This window comes from Arthrobacter alpinus, assembly GCF_900105965.1.
GTDB classification, from domain to species: domain Bacteria; phylum Actinomycetota; class Actinomycetes; order Actinomycetales; family Micrococcaceae; genus Specibacter; species Specibacter alpinus.
The window spans coordinates 2,458,882-2,479,795 of the sequence record NZ_FNTV01000001.1 but is presented as its reverse complement, the minus strand read 5'-3'; the positions used below and the strand labels follow the sequence as shown (position 1 = coordinate 2,479,795).

Here is a 20,914-nt window from a genome sequence, read left to right as displayed (position 1 = left end):
GACGTAATAAATTACGTCACCACCCACCACCAACAATATTGGGCCCTTACTTCTGCAGGTCCGCAGGCACCTCATCGGTGTTGGAATCGGTGGCGGCCGCTGCCAGGCGGTCATCCCAGACTTTGCGGATGTGGGCCGGGGTGGCCGGGGTAAGCCACGAAACCACAACGTAGACAACCAACGAGGCGATCAGCCCGAAGTAGATAGGTTCGTTGGCGTAGATGCCATCGACGCTGTGGATGATGCCGGTGGCGTAGATGACCAAGGAGGCGATGGTGACCACGCAGCCAACGGCCATGGACCAGGCTGCGCCCAGGCCGGTGCCGCGCTTCCAGATGAGGCCGCCAATGATGGCCACGAGCAGGCCGCCTACCAAGATGTCGTAAGCGATGGTCAGGGCGAACACCACGTCGTTGACCACGATGGAAATCAGCACCACAAGCAGGCCGATCACCAGGATGTACCAGCGGTTTGCCTTGATGTCGTGCTCCGGGTTGGCGGAATCGGAGTTGTCGATGTCCTTGCCGAACCAGCTGGCGACGAAGGGAATGACGTCCTTGCGGGCCACCGTGGCGGCGGCAATGAGCGAACCGGATGCCGTGGACATCATGGCTGCAACGGCGGCGGCCAGCACGATGCCACCGATGCCGATGGGCAGCAGTTCCGTGGCGACGAGGGCATAGACGTCGTCCTTGAGTTCCACAGTGGTGGATAGGGCCACGGAGGCGGCCATTCCGATCAATGCGCCGGCCACACCGTAGAGGATGCAGTAAATGCCGGCGGTGGCACCGCCCCAGCGGGCAACTTCCGGGGTGCGGGCCGTAAAGACGCGCTGCCAAATGTCCTGGCCAATGAGCAGGCCCAGGGTGTAAACCACAAAGTAGGTGATGATGGTTTGGGTGCCGATGCCGTCCCACTGGAAGAAGCTTGCATCCACGCGCTCACGGATGCCGTCAATGCCGCCCGCGGCGTTCCAAGCAAACGGGAGCATGAGGAAGAAGACGCCCACGGTCTTGATGACGAACTGAACCTGGTCGGCCAGGGTGATGGACCACATGCCGCCAATGGTCGAGTAGACCAAGACGATCGCACCGCCGACGGCGATGGCCAGCCAGCGATCCCAACCGAACAGCACCACGAAGATGGTGGCGTAGGCGCCGGTGGAAGTTGCCGAGATCATGATCGTGTAGGCCAGCATGACGATGCCTGACACCTTGGTGGTCTCCTGGCCGTAGCGCAGGCTCAGCATTTGGGAAACCGTGTAGATTTTCAGCTTCTGCAGCGTTGGGGCAAAGAGCACGCTTAACAGCAATACGCCTACGCCGATCGCGACCACCAGCCACATGCCGGAGATGCCGAACTTGTAGCCAAGACCCACGCCACCAACAGTGGAGGCCCCGCCAAGCACGACGGCGGCCATGGTTCCGGTGTAGAGGAACGGGCCGAGGCGGCGGCCGGCGACGAGAAAGTCGCTATTGTTCTTGGTACGGGATTTACCCCACCAGCCAAAGGCCAACATGGCCACTAAATATATGACAACTATGCCGATGTTTAAGTCCACGTGATGCTCCAGTGTGCGAAAGTTATGGGATTTACCCTAAGAAAATGGTAGTTGGGTTCCATCCAACGGGAATTGCCTCTTGAGCAACATTTGTTGTCTATTAGGCTAAACTGTGATGGTAGTTACAGTCAATGTGCCGCGTGAAAAATTGGGCAACTATGAGGAGCCGTCATGAAAGCATTGCCCCTGGAACCGAGCTCCGAGCCGGTTGCGATTGGATCGCGCATCCGTGCTGCTCGGCAAGATCAGCGGCTCACCATTGAGCAGGTGGCTGATGCCACTGGCCTGACAAAGGGTTTTCTTAGCAGGGTTGAACGGGACCTGACCTCACCCAGCGTGGCCTCGCTTGTGACTATGTGTCAGGTTCTTTCCATTTCCATCGGCGATTTGTTCGCCGCTCCGGAAACTCACCTAAGCCGCAGGGGAGAGGGGCCGCGCATTTCCTTGGGTGGCGAGGGAATTGTTGAGCGGCTGCTAACCTCCCGCTCGGAACGCAGGCTCCAAGTCCTCAGTGCGACGATCGAACCTTATGGCCGCGGTGAGTCCGAGTTGTATGCCGTGGACTGCGACGTGGATGTGCTGCATATCATCAGCGGTGACTTGACTCTCATCATGACGGGTGAGTCCTATGACCTGAAGTCCGGGGATACGCTCTCCTTCCCCGGGCGCGAGCCGCACAGTTGGGAAAACCGCACGCATAACCCCGTGGAAGCCCTGTGGATTCTGGTCCCCGCAGCATCGGGTTCCGGCAACAGCTGACGTTCAACCCACCCCGCTGCGCGACGCCTCAGGCATGGGCGGTGTCAGCCGACGTGGACCCAGGGGCGTTGGGTGAGTTCGGGTTCGGCTTCGCGCAGCACTTCCCTCGTGACGGGGGCAATTTCGCCCTCACCGATCAGCAAGTATTTGAGCAGATTGTTGATGGGGTTTCCCTCGGTCCAGCGGAAGTAAATGTGCGGGATCATGCCCGTGGCGTCGCGAATGTGCAGCAGCACGGCGGCGATGGTGTTCGGGACGTTGGAGCTGTGCACCTGCAGAATTTTGTAGCCGTGCCGGGTGATGCCGCGGACCTCGAGGGCCGTTTCAAAGTCCGAGGAGTCATCCACAATGACTTCCATGAACAGCACGCAACGCGGATCTCCCATTTCATTGACCTGCGTGGCCTGCGTCAGCTTGCGTCGGTACGCGGCAGCGCTGCGCTTCTTGGGATCGTGGGAGATGATGCGAATATTGCCCTCATCCACGGCGGCCACGAAGCCCATCGCGGCCTCATCCATGCGAATGTAGGTGGCCCGCAGCTCAAAGGAGCGGCGTATGCGTGAGAGCAGGCTGACCACCACAATGCCCAAAATAAACATCAGGGCGATCTTGAGCCCGTCCGGCCGCTCGATCGAGTTCGCCACGGTGGTGTAGAGGAACGCCAGCGAGACTGCGCCAAAGCCGATGGTCTTGCCACGCTCGCCCTTGCGTTTGGCGGAAAGCGTTACGGCGATCGCCGCCGAGGTGATGAGCACCAGCACGCCGGTGGCGTAGGCACCTCCCTGGGCATCGACGTCGGCCTTGAAAATAATGGTGATCAAAAGTGCGACGGCGGTGAACACCAGGACCAGCGGCCTGACGGCACCGGCCCACTCGGGTGCCATGCCAAAGCGCGGCAGATAACGCGGGACCAGGTTGAGCAATCCTGCCATGGCGCTTGCCCCGGCAAACCACAGGATGGCGATGGTGCTGACATCGTAAACAGTGCCGAAGCCTTCACCCAGGAGATCGTGGGCGAGGAAGGCCAGAGCTCGGCCATTGGCTTCTCCGCCGGGCTGAAACTGGGCCGCCGGGATCAATATGGTGGTGGCCAGGGATGAGGTGATCAGGAACGTGCTCATGATAACCGCGGCCGTGGTCAGCAGACGGTGGGCGCCCCTGATGCGGCCCTTCGGGTTATCTTCAGTGTCAGTGTCTGGGCCCTTGATTTGAGGCATGACGGCAACGCCCGTCTCAAATCCGGAGAGACCCAACGCCAGCCGGGGGAACACCAGGAGGGCAATGGCCACAACCATGATGGGGTTGCCGTGTTGAGTGGTGAGCGCCGTCCACCAATCGTTCGTCAGGACCGGGCTGTGCACCACTTTGATCAGTGCAATGGTGATGACTACAAGGTTCAATGTCAGGAAGACGGCCACAAGAACCACGGCGATGCCGATGGCCTCCTTGAATCCACGCAGGAAGACCGCCGCCAGGGCGGCAACCAGCACAAGGGTGATGATGACGTTCTGTCCATGAAGGAAATCAGGTGCAAAGGGATTTTCGATGACGTGCGCTGTGGCATCAGCAGCCGAAAGCGTAATGGTGATCATGAAGTCGGTCGCGGCAAATCCCAGCAGTGCCAGAACAAACAACTTGCCCCACCAGCGCGGGAGCAGGCGCTCGAGCATGGCGATGGAACCGGCTCCGTTGGGACTTTCCCTGGCTACGCGCTTGTAGACGGGAAGGGCGCCGAGCAAGGTGACCAGCACCAGCACAATTGTGGCTAGCGGTGCCAGCACTCCAGCGGCCAACGCGGCGATGGCCGGCTGGTAGCCAAGGGTGGAGAAGTAATCCAGACCTGTCAGGCACATGACGCGCCACCACGAATGCGGTTTGTGGTTGGCAGCAGGGCGACCGTGTGGTCCTTGCCGTTTGCCTGAACTTTCCGGCATGCCCTCAAGCAGCCATTGATGCATGGCTGCCTTTCCGTGGAGCTTCCCTGTATCCCAGGGTTCGCTTGGAGCTTTGGTCAGCGAGGTCACGCGAGGCCTTTCGGTGTGATGCCGTCCAGGGACGGCCGAGTGCCGGGCGATGAATTGGGGTTCCACCGCCCGGCATATGGAGACTAGCACCGGGAAGGGGGGTCTGAGCGGGTTCTTAACGGAATCTATACGCCGCTATTTTCTGGGTCACAGTCCGGGCGGCCAGCGCGGCAAAAGTATCTAATGTGAAACATTTGGTTCACATTAGGCAACTTGAGTTGTACGATGGTGAACAACTACTCGGATGTGACGCACGTCAACTGCGCCGCATCTTCCGAGTCACTGCCCTAGAGATGAGGACATCCATGAAAGAGCTCCGTATCGAGGCGAACGGGAACCTTGGCCCGATCGATTCTTCCCAAATTCCGCGCTATGCGGGCGCTGCGACGTACGCGCGCCTCCCGCGACTGGACCAGGTTGCCAAGGCCGATGTTGCCGTTGTGGGAGTCCCCTTCGACAGCGGCGTCTCCTACCGCCCGGGTGCCCGCTTCGGCGCCAACCATGTGCGCGAGGCCAGCCGCCTGCTGCGCCCCTACAACCCGGCCTGGGATGTCTCCCCCTTTGAAAACTGCCAGGTTGCCGACGCCGGCGACATGGCCGTGAACCCGTTCAATATCAATGGAGCCATTGAGACCATCCAGCAGAACGCGCTGGATCTGACCGCCGGCGGCGCCAAACTGCTGACCATCGGTGGCGACCACACGATTGCCCTGCCGCTGCTGCGCGCCGCCGCCGAGCGCGCCGGCGAGCCCGTGGCCATGCTGCACTTTGACGCGCACCTGGACACCTGGGACACCTACTTCGGTGCCGAATACACGCACGGCACCCCCTTCCGCCGCGCCGTGGAGGAAGGCATCTTGGACACCGAAGCCATCTCGCATGTTGGCACCCGCGGTCCGCTCTACGGCAAGAAGGACCTCGACGACGATCACCGCTTCGGTTTCGGCATCGTCACCGCCGCCGACGTTTACTACCAGGGCGTCCTCGAGACAGTAGCGAAGATCCGCGACCGCATCGGCAGCCGCCCGCTTTACATCTCCGTGGACATTGACGTCCTGGACCCGGCGCACGCCCCCGGCACCGGAACCCCAGAGGCCGGCGGCATCACGAGCCGAGAGCTGATCGAGATCATTCGCGGCTTCCGCGGCATGAACCTGGTGGGAGCAGACATCGTGGAGGTGGCCCCGGCCTACGACCACGCTGAGATCACGGGCATCGCCGCCAGCCACGTGGGCTATGAACTGGTGACCTTGATGGCTGACAACTTCGTTGAGGGGGACCGCTTCGGCACCCCCAACGGCTACGCCGCCCAGGCCCTGGATGCAGAAGCACGACGCCGGCCGGCCGGGTTCGCGCCGACCGCCACCACCGAGGGGGAGAGCAAGTGACGGACTCTTCCGCGGGCACAGCCACAGTCCAGCGCAACGGTGGCGACCTCGTCGTCGAGACCCTGACAGCACTCGGTGCCAAGACTGTTTTTGGCATCCCCGGACAGCACGCCTTGGGCCTCTTTGATGCGCTCAGCCGTTCGCCGTTGCACTTTGTCTCCTCACGGGTGGAGAACAACTCGGCCTTTGCCGCCGATGGCTACTCTCGGGCCACCGGCGAGGTTGGCGTGCTGTTCCTGTCCACCGGCCCCGGCGCCCTGACGGCCTTGGCAGGCTTGCAGGAAGCCTACGCAACCGGCGTGCCCATGATTGTTGTGGCCAGCCAGATTCCGTTGGAGGGATTGGGTGCGCGCCGCAAGGGAATGCTTCACCAGCTTGATGACCAGAAGGCCTCCGCGGCCAACGTGACCAAGAGCCAGCGGCTCATCCAGCACGCCTCGGGCATTCCCTCCGCCATCCAGGACGCCTGGACCGAAGCCGTGTCCTCCCCGCAAGGCCCGGTCTGGATCGAGGTGCCGCAGAACGTTCTGTTGGACCCCATTTTTGTGCCTGCCGTGGAAGATGCGTTGGCCGAACCGTTCGACAACCCGCCGCGCGTGGAACTTATCCGGGAAGCGGTCAAGTGGCTCTCCTCCGCCGAACGTCCTGCCATCGTGGCTGGCGGCGGAGTGCGCAGGGGCAGGGCAGAGGGGCAGTTGCTGGCCATCGCTGAAAAACTGAACGCGCCCGTCATCTGCACCCCGGGCGGCAATGGCGCATTCCCCTGGACGCACGAGCTCTCGCTGCAGTCATGGATTGAGGACAGATACGTCACCGAGGTCCTCGAGGATGCCGACGTGCTGGTGGTTATCGGCTCCTCACTAGGGGAGGTGTCCAGCAACTACTTCACCATGGAGCCGCGCGGCCGCATCATCCAGATCGACGCCGAGCCGCGGGTTCTGGAATCCAACCGTCCAGCCTTGGGTATCCGGGCCGACGCCGGCCAGGCATTGAGTGCGTTGGACGAGGCCCTGACGGAGCCGCACGGCGACAAGGCCAACTGGCACGGCGTCTCCCCGCAAACCGTGGTCAAGGAGACCCTCGCCAAGGTCCAGGCCCGGCTTGATGGCCAGGACCTGGCGTTGGAGCGCACATTCATGGCTGATATTCGTGCTGCGGTCCCGGCGGACATGCAGACGTTTTGGGACATGACCATCTCCGCCTACTGGGGCTGGAGCTGCTGGGATTCCAAGGACGGACAGTTCCATTCGGCCCAGGGTGCCGGCGGTCTCGGCTATGGCTTCCCGGCTGCCATTGGTGGCGCGCTGGGGCTGCAAAGCCAAGGCAAGCCCTCACGCGTGTTGGCGGTTGCCGGTGATGGTTCCTCCATGTACTCCATCGCCGAACTGGCCACGGCCAAGCAGCACAACGCCCCTGTCACATGGTTGATTGTTGACGACGGTGGTTACGGCATCCTGCGCGAGTACATGATCGATGCCTTCGGAAAGGCCACTCACACCGAGCTGGCCCGTCCTGACTTCGTGACGTTGGCGGAGGCATTCGGCGTCCCTGCGCAGCGTGTGAAGCCCGAAGACGTGGGTGCTGCGCTCAAGGCCGGCTTTGCCGCGGACGGGCCGAACGTCGTCGTGGTCGATGTGTTGTTAAAGATGTTCGGTCCCACCCACCTGGATATCTAGCCCACTCCCTCACTCCGAACGTCCAGTAGATGCCGATATTGTCGAGAAACATCGGCATCTACTGGACGTTCGGCGGCAGGTGGCGAGGGGTCGGTCGCGCAGCCGCGTGTGGGTGGCGGCCGATAGGATGGTTCCCATGAGTTTTGCCGTTGGTTCCGAGAACCGCCCTTTCCAAGTTGACCTGCACGGCGTCGTGGACCTGTTGAGTCGTCACATTTATTCCGGGCCGCAGGTGTATCTCCGCGAGCTGATTCAAAATGGACGCGACGCCATCGCCTCGCGGCGTGAAAACGAGGGACCGGCCGGTCGCCGAGAGATCCGGATCTTCCCGGTCACCACGGAGAATCCGGTATTTCGCCTGGATGATGACGGTGTGGGGCTCAACGCTGATGAGATGAGTCAGTTGCTGGCCACCGTGGGCCGCAGCTCCAAACGCGATATTTTTGACCTTCCCCGCGAGGACCGGTTGGGACAGTTCGGCATCGGGCTGCTTTCCTGCTTCATGGTCACCGATGAGATCGAGGTAGTTTCGCGCAAGGCCGGTGAAAGCGCCGTGCGGTGGGTCGGGTTGGCGGCCGGCACCTTCAGCGTGACGGTGCTGGATGACCTCGATCTTCCTGTGGGAACCAGTGTCCGGCTGCGGCCCCGTGCCGACGAGGCTGAGCTGTGCCGTCACGCGAAGGTTACCGAACTGGCCACACGCTTTGCTCAATACCTGCCGGTCCCCATCCTGATTGCCAACGCCTCCGGCGGCTTCGATGCCATAAACCGGCCGCCCGTTTTTGCCTTGACCGGAGAAGCACGCCTGGAACAACGCGGCGATATTTTGGAGCTTGGCACGCAACTGCTCGGGGCTCGGCCGCTGGATGTGATTGAACTTGGCGGGCCTGCCACCGGAACCCGGGGAACCGCCTACATCCTGCCCTATGCACCGCCGCCTTCGGCGCGCGCCGCGCACGCCGTCTATCTCGGTGGCATGTTGGTGGATGCGCGCAACCAGGATCTGCTGCCGGAGTGGGCATTCTTTGTCCGCGCCGTGGTGGATTCGAACGGGCTCAAGCCCACGGCCTCCCGCGAATCGCTGGTTGCTGATGAATCCTTGGAAGCGACCCGTGAGGAGCTGGGCGCGGCGCTGCGGGCATGGATTATCCGGGTGGGGACCAGTGCCCCGCACAAACTGGCTGAGTTTGTCTCCATTCACCAGTTGGGCCTGAAATCGCTGGTAGCGCACGACGACGAACTTGCTTCATTCCTGACGCGCTGGCTTAGCGTTGAAACAACTGCCGGACGGATGAGCATCGAGGAGCTTATCGAGCGCCAAAAGCACATTCGCTACACCGAGTCATTGGAGGAATTCCGCCAGATCGCGGCAATTGTTCCTGCCGAGGATCCGGTGGTCAACGGCGGCTACGTGTATGACGCGGAGATTATCCGGCGCCTCCCATTCCTCTTTGAAGGCACCAGCGTTGACAAGGTTGAGCTGGCGTCACTGCTGGATTCCTTGGCGGTTCCGGCACTGTCAGAACGGGCGGCAGTGCTGGACTTTGAGCAGCGCGCCAGTGCCGTATTGACCGCCTTTGACGTTCAGGTGGGTGTCCGCAGCTTCACGCCGTCGGACGTCTCTGCCTTGTACCTGGCCGACGATGCCGTGTTGCGCGGTATGCAACGCAGCGCAGCCCGGAGGGTGGCCAGCTCCTTGTGGAATGACGTTTTGGCCAAGGCCGAGAAATCGTTGGAAACCGCGTCCGAACTCAACGGTCAACTGGCCAAGGCAACGCTGTGCGCCAATTGGGACAACCCGCTGATCCGGACGCTGGCGCAGAGCAGTGACGAGGCGGTTTTCAACCGGACCATCAAACTGCTGTACGTACAAGCCATGTTGGCCGCCCATCTGCCGCTGGGAGTTGCCCAACGCAATCTGTTGAGCGAGTCGCTGGGCGATCTTGTGCAATTGAGCTTGAACCACTAATTCACCCGGCCAGTGCTGCCATGGAAGTATTCACGTGCCCGGTGCACGTATTGAGGGGACTAACACAATGACCACGAGCGAATTGCTTTCAGAGCTGATCGATCAAGCAACGGAAACCATGTGGGGACCGGAGCTGTCGGCAGTGCTGGAGAAAGCCTTGGGTCTGGCGCAGGAACAAGGCAACGAATCCGGCGAGTACCGGGTGCGCCTGCTTCTGGGCAACAATGCACAAATGACGGGCGACACGGACGCGCTGCTGACAAACTTTGCCTGGTGCCTGGCCAAGCATGACGACGATCCGGCGCGATTCCCCAACGAGCCCGACGCCGGCAGCGACCTCATGTGGCAATTCAAATGGATGGTCGGGATCTTAGGGGGCGATCCCCAATTCTCCACGGAACAAATCCAGGCCGTTCTGGCGGACATGGAGGAGCACTACAAGCGAGCCAACCTTGGGCTTTCGGGGGTTGCCATGGCCCGTTTTGAATCAGCCTTCCACAACGGGCACCAGAAAGAAGCCGCCCGCGCCTTTGCTGTTCTCGCGGCTACCGAACGTGATGAGTACTCCCACTGCGATGCCTGCGTCCGGTCCGTGGCCATGGACTATCACTTCAGAACCGGTGCCGTAGAGGAGGGTCTCAAGGAATTCGCAGAGCTCATGGACGGCGGCTTTAGCTGCGGCGAAGAGCCTGAACATGCCATCTCGCATGCCATTGTGCAGCTGCTGCGTGCGGAGGACCACCAGAACCTGCGCTCGCTCCACATGCGCAGCTACCGTGATGCCCGGGACAACGCTGACAACATTGCCATCATCGCCAACCACTTGGTTTTTTGCGCAATCACCGGCAATGAGGCCAGGGGATTGGCCATGGCCGAGCGGCATCTGGCCTGGCTGGCCCATGACCCACTGGCCCACCGCAGCCACCTGAACTTCTTGACCGCGTTGGGGCTGCTTCTCCAAAAAGTCATGGCCGCCGGCCATGGCGAGGTTCCCGTCCGCGGGTCAGACACCGCACTGCTCAACGCGTTCTTCGGTCAACGCGAAAGCGTTCTAAGCGCCGAGGAATTGGCGCCACTGTGTTGGGCAGCCGCTGATGCACTGGCCGCAGAATTTGATGTGCGCAACGGTAACGACTGGCATGCCCGGTTTGTCGCCAATCGCCGCGCAATGATCGCCGAAGCCCACGATTTTCCGATCAGTGCAGAGCAGTTCAACACCACGGCACCGCCGCAGCCGGAAGAACCGCAAAACAGCGAAGAATGGCGGGGCCGAGCCTTGGACCTGGGATCGGTGGGGCAGTTTGACGCCGCCTTGGCCGCCTACGCGCAAGGTGTGGCGAGCACCGACGACCCGCGCGAGCTCGCGGTGCTGCACAATGCTGCCATCACCATTCACGCGCATGTGCCGGGAGAGGAGCACGTCGCGGCGATGCGAAACGCTGTTGCCCTCCGAGCCGCCGCTCTTCGGAAGGCCGGTGATGAAGTGCTGGCCGGGTTGACTGAGCGGGCCTCGGAATTGCTTGCCGCGCCGGATGGTGAAGACACCAATCCAGCCAAATTGGCGCTCATCCACAGCGAACTCGATACCGCCTCCCCCCATCCGGAAGCCCAGTACATTCTCAGCTCCGCTCTTGGCGGCATCCTCTTGGCGGCTGGTGAATTGGAGGCGGCACGGGCAACTCTCGATGGCATGGAGAACGCCATTGCTGGGTGGGAAGCGGGCCCCTGGCACTCCAGTGAACAAGCCCTGCGCCGAGCCCGGACCAGGCATGCGGGCCTCATGTTGCAGTTGTGCACCCAGGAGCAGGACGCTGACGGCGCTAGCGAATGGCTCGAGAAAAATCTGGAACTCGATACCTCGGTTGTTGGGCGGGCCGCCCTGTTGGCAATGCGAAGCCGGGTGCATTTTCAAACGCGTGAGCCTGCCAAAGCCCTCGTCGACGCGGATGCAGCCACGGATCTCTTATTGAGCCTGGGTGCCCGTAGTGCCGCACTTCAAACCATTCAGCTCTCCGCCGCGATCTTGATGGAAATGGGACGCACGGGCGAGCTCCGGGCCCTGCTGCGCTTCGGAATTCAACAGGCCCAGATGGCGGAAGCACCCGTCTTGGTGAGCTTGAGCTACGCGTTGGCCCAGGACTTGGTGGAGCATGGAGACACCGAGGAAGCCATCGAGCTCATCGACGAGACGCTGCGAAGCACGGTGGTGGAGATCGGCGATCACGACCGCGGCGAACTTTACGACCTCTTGGGGTCGGCACTGCGGAACTCCGGTGAACTCGGCGGAGCCGTGAGCGCGTGGACTATGGGCCTGCAACATTTCTCGGCCAGCGATGAACAGTCCCGCATTGCCGAACTGCATGTGGCCATCGGGTCTACCTATCAAGAAGCGGGGCACTTCGAAGCTGCCATGGAGGAAGCGCAAGCCGGGCTTGATGTGCTTTTGTCAGCGGATGAGGCCCAGGAGATTGATCCGCGCTCGGTGGTGGCAGCCCGCATGCAGCTGGCCGGAGCCATGAGCCTGGCCGGGGACGATGGGGCGCCGGACGCCATCGAGGCCGCCGGGGCCTTGGCGGAGCAGATCGCCTCTGAGCACCAAAGTGCTGAGATCTACATGATCCGGGCAACGCACCTGTTCCGCAGCGGTGATGTTGATGGTGCCGTGGCGCAGGCCCTGCAGGGATCCAGTGCTTTTGAGAAGCTCGACGGCGCGCAGCAACAAACTGCGTGGGCCTTGCTGCAGGCAGCGCACATGCTCGATAACGCCACTCGCTATGATGACGCGGTTGCGCTGTACCGTCAGGTCATCGATTCCTTGGCCCAGGATCTGCAAGGCCAGGAAGTGATCCGGCACCAGCTGGCGGATTGTCTGGAATCGGCTGGCCGGACGGCTGAAGCCGCCACTGTGCGTGCCGAAGCCCAGGCGGAGGCCGAGGCCGGTCGGCACCAGCAATAAACCAAGCTTCTGCAGGTCCCAAAGTCAAGCAGCCGCAGGCACTGTCCCGAGGGTTTTGCCTCGGCCCCTACACTGGGTGGCATGGCTATTGTTTATGCTGCGCAGCTGCGCCCGTCCAAAATGGAACTCCTGGCCCTTTGGCTGCCCCAACAGCCCTGGTTTGTGGCAAGCGAGGAGGAGTTGGTTCGCCTTGGCTCGTTCCGCTTTGATGATCCGGCCGGTGAGGTGGGCGTGGAAACCCAGCTCGTCGGCGCTGGAAAGAACGTTTACCACGTGCCCATGACGTACCGCGGAGCGCCGTTGGAGGGTGCGGAGGAGTTCCTGATCGGGACCATGGATCATTCAGTTTTGGGGGATCGCTGGGCGTATGACGCCACGGGCGATCCCGTCTACGCGGCGACTCTTGCGGCCGCACTTCTGGCAGGTGCCCCGCAGGCGGTGCAACTGCGTGAGGCCGACGGCGAAACAACAGTAATACAGGAAACCTCCACCATCACAGCCACGGGAATCCCACTCGAAAAGGTTCCAGCGCTCGGCGCGATCGCCACGGTCACGAAAGCCGGTGTGAGCACCATCAGCTCCGGAAATCTTGAACTTCGGGTACTGCGGGAGCTGGATCTGGGCGGTGTAACCACACCGGGATACGGCCTGACAGCAGTCTGGGAAGGGCAGCAATCACCTGTCCTGATTGCCACCGCTGCCATTCTGTAGCTTCCCATTTTCCAACAGGCTGGCCCCTTGCTCCCTGCCGTCTTGCGTCAGCCGGATTGGGTGGCGAGGAAGTCACCGAGTGATTGAGGCGGGCGTCCCGTGAGTTCCTCCACAGCGGAGCTCACGGACTCCATGGCCCCTGAGGCGATTGACGTATACGTTGAAACCCAGGCGTCGTATTGCCATGCCGGGGCGTCCCACGCTTTACGAGACTCGTAGGCCTCCTCGATGCTCTCGTTGTGGAATGAGATGTCCCGTCGCAAACCGGCACTGAGAATGGCTGCGATTTCGGCCATCGTCAGCGCTTCCGGGCCGGTCAGCTCATAGCTTTTTCCGGCGTGGCGGCCGGGGTCCTGCAGAATGGCGGCGGCCGCGGCAGCCACGTCTCGGCGTGAGACCACCGCGGCACGGCCGGTACCGGCGGGGCCGCGGATGACACCGTCGTCCCCTACCATCATGGGCATGAAATCCAGGTAGAAGTTATCGCGCAGGAACGTCCACGCCATGCCGGACCGTTTGAGGTGTTCCTCCGTGGCGAAGTGGTCTCGCGCCAATGTGAAGACGGCATCCGTGGCTGCTGCCACGAATGATGTGTAGACGATGTGTCGAACCCCCGCGGCCGCGGCGCCATCGATAAACGCCTTGTGTTCATCGAGTCTCGTGGCACTTTCGGACGCGGAAACCATCAGGACAGTTTGTATGCCCTTAAGGGCATGTTCGACGCCGGAGGTGTCGCCGAACGCTGCAACCGCCACTTGCGTGGCGGGCAGCTGCGGGGCTCTGCCTGCATCGCGGACAATCAAGCGTTGGGGAGTTCCGGCGTCGGCCAAGGTGCGGGCTACCTGGCCACCAAGAAAACCGGTGGCGCCAGTGACGGCGATTGTTGGCGGTGTCATGGTCTCAGTAAATCCTTGGAGCCAGTGATTGTCGAGGGGGCTCTGCGAAACTCCGTGAGGCCTGGGCGTTTTGTTCGCTCCTTTGCCAGTCCGGCCTCGTTCAAGCTGCGGACGGTGCGCCGCGAAAGCGCCGGAAGTTGCCCAAGTACGGTACGAGGGGCTTTTGCGATGCCGGTTATGAGGGTCAACGTCGAATCCTGCGTGTGCACCTCAATGCGTGCGTAATCGCTGGTGCACCGCCAGAGGAGCTTTTCAATCTGGCCGTAGCGGAACACGTGCTGCTGGGCACCGGTGGTGACGAGTAGCTGAGTCTGTGTGAACGCAGCCGTGCAGGGCACCGTTCGCCGGCTAAGACGGGCCTTGATAAATAGGTAGGCGGGCAGGGCAACCAGGGCGCCCGCCACGATCAGGGTGAATCGAACGCTGACAATCCCCAGATGATAATCGGCGGCAATCAGGGCCAGGGCTGTTAGTGACCCGGCCGCGGCAATCGTGGCAACCATGATCACTATGAGTGTCCGCATCGCCATCGCGATCGCAGCAAAGCGCACCAAGGTTCCGGTTGGCTGTTCCTCCCACACGGGTGCCACGCGTTCCGGAGCCTTGGCTGAGGGCTGGCCGGCCAGTGAACTCAGCCGGCTGATGATCCCCAGCCACATCCAGCCCACAGCCGGAATGCCCGCCATTTGTACCAAGAGGAGCGCCGATTTGAGGTCACCGGGGGGAGTCGTCAAAAATGGTATTTCCGCGGAAGACCAACCACCACATCGCCCCGCCCGCAACAACTGCAACGACGAAGTGGATCACTGCGCCAAGGCCTGTGCGCTTCATGCCCAGTGTTGCGTTGACGAAGGTCATCCCACACAGGGCACCGCCTACCAACACCAGCAGATACGGTACAAAGTCCAAGCCATGGCCAGAAAGATACCAAGGGATTGCTGTGCCAAGGAGCGCTGCGGCCCACACGAGGGGCTGAAGGACAAGCTTGCGCCACACGGCTGTGCGAAGAGGGTCTGAAGACACGGAAACCATACTAGGGGTGACTGCCACGGGTCACGAAAGTGGTCGTTCAGCCGTGGTGCGATGGGCTGTGACCTGCCGAGCGCACCGGTACGATTCCCAGATGGGCCGCGGTGGCGTCACTTCCTGTGACTGTCACTGTCCAATCGGGTCTCAAAAAGTCAGTTGGTGCCAGGCGGAGCTGCTGAACCTCAGTGACTTTGCCCGGTTCCCAGGAGTGCCTAAAGACGCCGTTCTGGGTGTATCCCAGCGATCTTGAAACGCCAAGGGACGCCGAATTCCATACGGCAGCCTCGGTTTCTGCGACCTGGGCACCCAGCCAATCGAAGGCATAGCTGAGGACGGCAGTGCGCATTTCCTTGCCAAATCCGTGCCCTTGCGCGCTCTGGCGAAGCCATGAACCGGTCGTGACGGTGTGGAGAGCCTGAAAGTTGTTGGCACCTAAATCCTGGCAGCCGATGAATTCACCGGCATGCCAGATTCCCAGTTGAATCGACCACTGCTCTTTGGTCATTTCGGCCCGCGTGCGCCAAACATGACGTGCGGTGTTCGCCGGCAGCTCGTGCGCGGGCGCTTGAGTCCAGGGAAAAGAGAATGGCATGGCGTCAACTGGGTGGATTCCACTCAAAGCGGCCTGAACCATGGCGGGAAGGTCTTCATCTCGAACAGGGCGGAGCAGCAGTCGGGGCGTTGCGAGTTGCAGGTCGAAGGGCGGCCAGAGTTCGGCTTCGGAGATCATCCTGAATTCTAACTATTTCAGCGGCATTCGAAACGTTCTGTGACGTGCCCAGGGTGCTCGGGAATGCCGGCTAAAGCCTTATTTCGTAGAGAAAGGTGTTCTGCCATTCGCCGGCACGCGGCCCCGAAGCCCGCTGTGCGATGCGCTCACGGTAGCCAATCTCGCGGAAGCCCATCTTGAGGTGGAGGGCGCGGCTGGGGGTGTTCTCGGCGAAAATACCCGATTGGATGGTCCAGTAGCCGTGGATGCCTGCCTGTTCGATCAGGGCCTGGAGCAGAAGTTTTGCAATGCCGCGGCCGCTCTGGCCCGGATCAACGTAAATGGAGTGCTCAACCACGCCGCGGTAGGCGGCCCGGCCGGAGGAGGGTGACGCGGACGCCCATCCGGCCACGGTGCCATCAGCATCCTCGGCCACGAGACTCAGTTCAGGAATCTTAGCGCCGAAAAAATCTGATTTGGCCGGAACGCTGTCTTCAAAGGTGGCACTGCCCGTGCTGATCCCCAAAGCGTAGATCCGCTCCACCGCGCCCCAATCGGCGTCAACCATGAGGCGGATGTGCGGAATGCTCACAGCGCGGTGATGATCGCCGCGGCCCGGTCCAAGGCTCCTCGGACCAGTGAGTAGTATGCCCAGGTGCCGCGCTTCTCACGCTCCAGAAGGCCTGCATCAACCAGGATCTTCAGGTGGTGGGAGACGGTGGGTTGTCCCAGATCCAGTGGTTCGGTGAGGTCGCAAACACAGGTTCCGTCGCCGTCGCCCGCTTTGACGATGGACAGCAGGCGCAGCCGGTTGGGATCTGAGAGTGCCTTGAGAGTCCGGGCCGATTCCTGGGCCGCTGCGGCACTGAGTGCGGGCCGGCCGCTGGGTTCGCAGCAGACTTGCTCGGTGGTTGTCTCCAGTGTTAGTGCAGTGGTCATGTATTCATTATGCCCATAGATTGACAATTGTCGATATATCGGTCGATACTCGTCATATCGACAATCATCAATCTTTGATCCACTGCCCGGGAGCCGTATGAGTATCAAGACAGTCACACCCGCCATGTCCGGAGAGACCGCCGTCGTCGGCAAACTCTCCACCTTGGACCGCTTTCTGCCAGTGTGGATCATCGCAGCCATGGCCGTTGGCCTGCTGCTGGGGCGCTTTGTTCCCGGGCTGAACACCGGACTGGAAGCAGTGCAGATTGGGTCGGTGTCACTGCCGATCGCGATTGGCCTGCTGGTCATGATGTACCCGGTGCTGGCGAAGGTTCGCTACAACGAGACCGGCCGTGTCCTGGCGGACCGCAAGCTGATGATCACCTCTCTGGTCCTGAACTGGGTGGCGGCGCCTGCGTTTATGTTTGCCCTGGCCTGGATCTTCGTGCCCGACCTTCCCGAATACCGGACCGGGCTGATCATTGTGGGCCTGGCCCGCTGCATTGCCATGGTCATGATCTGGAATGACCTGGCCTGTGGGGACCGGGAAGCGGCCACGGTGCTGGTGTTGATCAACTCCGTGTTCCAGGTCTTCGCCTTCGGTGCCTTGGGCTGGTTCTACCTCCAGGTTCTCCCGGGCTGGTTGGGACTTCCGACCACCTCGGCCGACTTCTCCTTCTGGGCCATCACCGCCTCGGTGTTGATCTTCCTCGGCATTCCCCTGCTGGCGGGTTTTTTGACCCGAACGATTGGTGAGAAGGCCAAGGGTCGTGACTGGTACGAAGGCAAGTTCCTTCCCAAGCTGGGGCCGTGGGCCCTGTACGGTCTGCTGTTCACGATCGTGCTGCTGTTCGCGCTTCAGGGCGACTCGATCACCTCCAACCCGCTGGATGTGGCCCGGATTGCCCTGCCCCTGCTGGTGTACTTCCTGGTGGTCTTCGCCGCGGGCATGGTGATCGGCCGGCTCCTGAACCTGGGCTATGCGAAGACCACCACCCTGGCTTTCACCGCTTCGGGCAACAACTTCGAGCTCGCCATCGCCGTCGCGATCGGCACCTTCGGGGTCACCAGTGGCCAGGCCCTGGCCGGCGTAGTTGGACCACTCATTGAGGTGCCGGTCCTGGTGGCCCTGGTCTATGTTGCCCTGTGGGCACGCAAACGCTTCTTCACCAACTAACCCCCAACTACTTGCAGGAGCCCCGACAATGAGCCTCACCGAAACCACCAAGAAGCCCTCTGTCCTGTTCGTCTGCGTGCACAACGCCGGACGCTCCCAGATGGCAGCCGCGTACCTCACCACCCTTTCCAACGGGGCCATCGAGGTCCGCTCCGCCGGTTCCCAACCCGCCGCAGCGGTCAACCCCGCCGCCGTAGCCGCGATGGCCGAGGAGGGCATCGACATGTCCACCGAGATCCCGAAGATCCTCACCACCGATGCCGTGAAGGAGTCCGACGTCGTCATCACCATGGGGTGCGGCGACACCTGCCCAATTTTCCCCGGGAAGCGTTACGAAGACTGGGAGCTTGTTGACCCCGCCGGCCAAGGTGTGGACGCCGTCCGTCCCATCCGCGACGACATCAAAACCCGCATTCAGGCCCTCATCGCCGAACTCCTCCCCGCCAGCTAGACCCGCGTCACGAGAGAAGGAACAGATCATGACTGAACAGCCCACCTTGCTACCCGTTGCCGTTATCGGAGCAGGCCCCGTGGGACTGGCGGCGGCCGCCAACCTTGTGGAGCGCGGCATATCCGTTGTCATCTTTGAAGCGGGGGAGAAGGTGGGATCGGCTATTCGGCAGTGGGGCCACATTCGGTTGTTCTCACAATGGGAACACAACATTGACCCGGCCTCACGCCGTCTCCTTGAAGTTGCTGGGTGGACCGAACCCCGGCTCACATCCCTACCCTACGGTTCTGAACTCGTTGAACGGTATCTGGAACCATTGGCCGAGGTCCCTGCCATCAAGGCTGCCTTGCGCACATCGACTCGCGTCACTGCGGTAAGCCGAATTGGAATGGACAAGACCCATTCTCGCGGCCGCGATGAACGCCCCTTCCTGATCCGCGTTGAAGGGCCAGCCGGGACAGTAACCGACCACCACTTCCGGGCCGTCATTGACACTTCGGGCACCTGGGCGCAGCCCAACCCGCTTGGCCAGGCTGGTCTGCCGGCGGCTGGGGAAACCGAGGCGATCGCCGCCGGCCTCGTCTCGCGACCCCTTCCGGATGTCACAGGTGTCGACCGCACCACATTCGCAGGCAAGCACGTGCTCGTCATTGGTTCCGGCCACTCAGCCGCCAACACCCTGCTGTCTCTTGGACAGCTGGCCAAAAACGAAGCGGGAACAAGAATTAGCTGGGCCGTCCGCGGCGCTGACGCGTCCCGCCTCTACGGCGGAGGGGACCTTGATGGCCTGCCGGCCCGCGGCCAGCTTGGCACCCGGCTGCGCATGCTCGTCGAGGACGGACACATCGAACTGCACACCTCCTTCACCGTTACTTCCTTCACTGTTGGTGATGGGTTGGCTGTCACCGGCAGCACCCCGAACGGGGACGTAACCCTGAACGTTGACCTGTTGATTCCCGCCACCGGGTTCCGCCCAGACCTGGACATCCTGCGCGAAATTCGCTTGGAACTTGACCCAGTTGTTGAAGCGCCCCGAGAGCTGGGTCCGCTGATCGATCCGGATTTCCACTCCTGCGGCACGGTTCCGGCACATGGGGCCGCGGTCCTGGCGCACCCGGACAAGGACTTCTTCATGGCCGGGATGAAGTCATATGGCCGGGCACCCACCTTCTTGTTGGCCACCGGCTACGAGCAGGTCCGCTCCATCGTCGCCGCATTGGCAGGAGACAAGGACGCTGCCAATCAAGTTCACCTGGTCCTGCCTGAAACCGGGGTCTGCTCCACCGATCTGGGCGGTAGTTGCGATGCTCCTGCCGAAGCAAGCACCATGGAGGAAGAGCCCGCCGGGTCCTGCTGCGGAACCCCAGAGCCAGTATTAATCGGCATTCCCACCGGATTGGCTCACGGCCGATTCGCCGTGATCCCGCAACTAAGCCAAAAACCCTAGGACTTGCAGAAAATGGAACAACCCATGCCCAACAAACCCGGTGTGCTCTTCGTCTGTGTCAAGAACGGCGGCAAGTCTCAAATGGCAGGTGGCCTGATGCGCCATCTGGCAGGAGACGCCGTTACTGTATTTACGGCAGGCACACGGCCTGGAACATCTCTAAATGCGCAGTCCGTGGAGTCTTTGGCGGAGCTCGGGATCGATCTGGGTGACGAGCGCACCAAGGCCATCACGCAGGACATGCTGGCTCACGTGACGCTGATCATCACCCTGGGTAGTGAAGCCGTTGTTGAGCCTGTGCCCGGGGTCGAGATTCGCAATTGGGACACCGACGAACCGTCCAAGCGCGGTATCGAAGGCATGGCAAGGATGCGCCTTGTCAGGGACGACATCCGGGCAAGGGTCCAAGAACTGGCTGCCGAGCTGGCTACCCGCGCATAGTCAACCAGGCTCCCGATCCGCCCATCTGGAAGGGGCAGGCTCACGGGCTATTTGAACATGTTCAAAAGAAGTGCTTAACTCATTATTGAACACGTTCAAAAGATGGGAAACGGCATGGCTGGCAAGGCAACAGAGGGCAAGAGTGCGCAAACCAGGGCGTTGGTGCTTCAGACGGCGCTGAGCATGTTCCGCAGCAAAGGGTTCGCCAAGACCACCATGCGGGCCATTGCTTCGGAAGCCGACGTGTCACTTGGCAGCGCCTATTACTACTTCGCCTCCAAGGATGAACTTGTCTTGGAGCTGTACCGCGAGTCCGTCGCCGAACAACGCGCGGCGGCATCGGCGGCTTTGGCGAACACCCAGGGATTGGTGGACCGGCTTAGGTTGGCTATTCATGCCGGTGTTGACGCGCTGACCCCGTACCACGGCTTTGGTGGCGCCTTCATAAGCAGTGCACTGCCACCACAATCGGCCACGAACCCTTTCGGCGAGGCATCCAGCCAAGCCCGGGAGAACGCCGTCGGAATTTTCAGTGATGTCATCGAGGGCGCCAAGGTGCCACCATTTCTCCGCCCTCATCTCCCGGAGCTTCTGTGGCTGGCGTACATGGGTGTGGTGTTGTTCTGGGTCTATGACCGCTCCGATCATCAACGCCGCACGCGCACCCTGATTGACGGAGCCGCGCCACTGATTGCCAGGCTCGTCTCGTTGTCGCGATTGCCCGTGGTCAAGCCCATGGTAGAGGAAGCGCTTGCACTCAAGAAGAAGGTGCAGCAGTGAA

At 61.7% G+C, this 20,914-nt stretch carries 19 protein-coding genes; 11 read left to right on the top strand and 8 right to left on the bottom strand.

The genetic code is table 11. From position 1 onward, the window contains the following. Positions 1 to 46: 46 nt before the first annotated feature. Positions 47 to 1,519, bottom strand: a complete 1,473-nt coding sequence (locus BLV41_RS11310; protein WP_083360956.1) for a sodium:solute symporter family protein — start codon at positions 1,517 to 1,519, stop codon at positions 47 to 49. A gap of 213 nt (positions 1,520 to 1,732) precedes the next feature. Between BLV41_RS11310 and BLV41_RS11305 the strand changes: the two genes are divergently transcribed. Then, positions 1,733 to 2,320 (top strand): helix-turn-helix domain-containing protein, encoded by a 588-nt coding sequence (locus BLV41_RS11305; protein ID WP_074711719.1) that lies wholly within the window; start codon positions 1,733 to 1,735, stop codon positions 2,318 to 2,320. 44 nt (positions 2,321 to 2,364) lie between these two features. Here BLV41_RS11305 and BLV41_RS11300 read toward each other — a convergent pair whose 3' ends face one another. Next, positions 2,365 to 4,344: an APC family permease gene (locus tag BLV41_RS11300; RefSeq protein WP_074711718.1), complete on the bottom strand. Its 1,980-nt coding sequence runs from the start codon at positions 4,342 to 4,344 to the stop codon at positions 2,365 to 2,367. A 305-nt stretch (positions 4,345 to 4,649) separates the two neighbouring features. Here BLV41_RS11300 and speB point away from each other — a divergent pair, with 305 nt between their 5' ends. From speB to BLV41_RS11275, 5 genes are all read left to right on the top strand, one after another. Then, positions 4,650 to 5,732 carry an agmatinase gene (gene speB / locus BLV41_RS11295; RefSeq protein WP_074711717.1) on the top strand — a complete coding sequence of 361 codons (1,083 nt, stop codon included), beginning with the start codon at positions 4,650 to 4,652 and terminating at the stop codon, positions 5,730 to 5,732. Beyond that, complete coding sequence (locus BLV41_RS11290) at positions 5,729 to 7,408, top strand: thiamine pyrophosphate-binding protein (RefSeq protein WP_074711716.1); 1,680 nt, start codon at positions 5,729 to 5,731, stop codon at positions 7,406 to 7,408. The genes speB and BLV41_RS11290 overlap by 4 nt, the downstream gene beginning before the upstream one ends. 136 nt (positions 7,409 to 7,544) lie before the next feature. Beyond that, the gene (locus BLV41_RS11285; RefSeq protein ID WP_074711715.1) at positions 7,545 to 9,377 is read left to right on the top strand and encodes an HSP90 family protein; all 1,833 of its coding nucleotides are present in this window, start codon (positions 7,545 to 7,547) and stop codon (positions 9,375 to 9,377) included. Between the two features lie 67 nt (positions 9,378 to 9,444). After that, positions 9,445 to 12,333: a tetratricopeptide repeat protein gene (locus BLV41_RS11280; RefSeq protein ID WP_074711714.1), complete on the top strand. Its 2,889-nt coding sequence runs from the start codon at positions 9,445 to 9,447 to the stop codon at positions 12,331 to 12,333. An 81-nt stretch (positions 12,334 to 12,414) separates the two neighbouring features. Beyond that, entirely contained in the window at positions 12,415 to 13,044 is a 630-nt protein-coding gene (locus BLV41_RS11275) for a CG0192-related protein (RefSeq protein ID WP_074711713.1), read from the top strand. A gap of 47 nt (positions 13,045 to 13,091) precedes the next feature. Here BLV41_RS11275 and BLV41_RS11270 read toward each other — a convergent pair whose 3' ends face one another. From BLV41_RS11270 to BLV41_RS11245, 6 genes are all read right to left on the bottom strand, one after another. After that, positions 13,092 to 13,940, bottom strand: a complete 849-nt coding sequence (locus tag BLV41_RS11270) for an SDR family oxidoreductase (protein ID WP_074711712.1) — start codon at positions 13,938 to 13,940, stop codon at positions 13,092 to 13,094. Next, positions 13,937 to 14,674, bottom strand: a complete 738-nt coding sequence (locus BLV41_RS11265; RefSeq protein WP_139244305.1) for a hypothetical protein — start codon at positions 14,672 to 14,674, stop codon at positions 13,937 to 13,939. The genes BLV41_RS11270 and BLV41_RS11265 overlap by 4 nt, the downstream gene beginning before the upstream one ends. Beyond that, the gene (locus BLV41_RS11260; protein ID WP_139244304.1) at positions 14,655 to 14,963 is read right to left on the bottom strand and encodes a hypothetical protein; all 309 of its coding nucleotides are present in this window, start codon (positions 14,961 to 14,963) and stop codon (positions 14,655 to 14,657) included. Before BLV41_RS11260 ends, BLV41_RS11265 begins: the two co-directional genes overlap by 20 nt. Before the next feature lie 46 nt (positions 14,964 to 15,009). Next, complete coding sequence (locus BLV41_RS11255; RefSeq protein WP_074711709.1) at positions 15,010 to 15,699, bottom strand: GNAT family N-acetyltransferase; 690 nt, start codon at positions 15,697 to 15,699, stop codon at positions 15,010 to 15,012. A gap of 70 nt (positions 15,700 to 15,769) precedes the next feature. After that, positions 15,770 to 16,270 carry a GNAT family N-acetyltransferase gene (locus BLV41_RS11250; protein WP_342028194.1) on the bottom strand — a complete coding sequence of 167 codons (501 nt, stop codon included), beginning with the start codon at positions 16,268 to 16,270 and terminating at the stop codon, positions 15,770 to 15,772. Then, positions 16,267 to 16,617 carry an ArsR/SmtB family transcription factor gene (locus tag BLV41_RS11245; protein ID WP_074711708.1) on the bottom strand — a complete coding sequence of 117 codons (351 nt, stop codon included), beginning with the start codon at positions 16,615 to 16,617 and terminating at the stop codon, positions 16,267 to 16,269. The genes BLV41_RS11250 and BLV41_RS11245 overlap by 4 nt, the downstream gene beginning before the upstream one ends. Before the next feature lie 97 nt (positions 16,618 to 16,714). On the opposite strand from BLV41_RS11245, the gene arsB reads away from it, so the two are divergent. The 5 genes from arsB (at position 16,715) to BLV41_RS11220 (ending at position 20,913) form a co-directional block, all read left to right on the top strand. Continuing rightward, the gene (gene arsB, locus BLV41_RS11240) at positions 16,715 to 17,794 is read left to right on the top strand and encodes an ACR3 family arsenite efflux transporter (RefSeq protein WP_074711707.1); all 1,080 of its coding nucleotides are present in this window, start codon (positions 16,715 to 16,717) and stop codon (positions 17,792 to 17,794) included. A gap of 28 nt (positions 17,795 to 17,822) precedes the next feature. After that, the gene (locus BLV41_RS11235) at positions 17,823 to 18,245 is read left to right on the top strand and encodes an arsenate-mycothiol transferase ArsC (protein WP_074711706.1); all 423 of its coding nucleotides are present in this window, start codon (positions 17,823 to 17,825) and stop codon (positions 18,243 to 18,245) included. A 28-nt stretch (positions 18,246 to 18,273) separates the two neighbouring features. Further along, positions 18,274 to 19,692 (top strand): NAD(P)-binding domain-containing protein, encoded by a 1,419-nt coding sequence (locus BLV41_RS11230; protein ID WP_074711705.1) that lies wholly within the window; start codon positions 18,274 to 18,276, stop codon positions 19,690 to 19,692. A gap of 24 nt (positions 19,693 to 19,716) precedes the next feature. Continuing rightward, positions 19,717 to 20,133, top strand: a complete 417-nt coding sequence (locus BLV41_RS11225; RefSeq protein ID WP_083360736.1) for an arsenate-mycothiol transferase ArsC — start codon at positions 19,717 to 19,719, stop codon at positions 20,131 to 20,133. A gap of 114 nt (positions 20,134 to 20,247) precedes the next feature. After that, positions 20,248 to 20,913, top strand: a complete 666-nt coding sequence (locus tag BLV41_RS11220; RefSeq protein WP_074713272.1) for a TetR/AcrR family transcriptional regulator — start codon at positions 20,248 to 20,250, stop codon at positions 20,911 to 20,913. The last annotated feature ends 1 nt before the right edge of the window (position 20,914 follow it).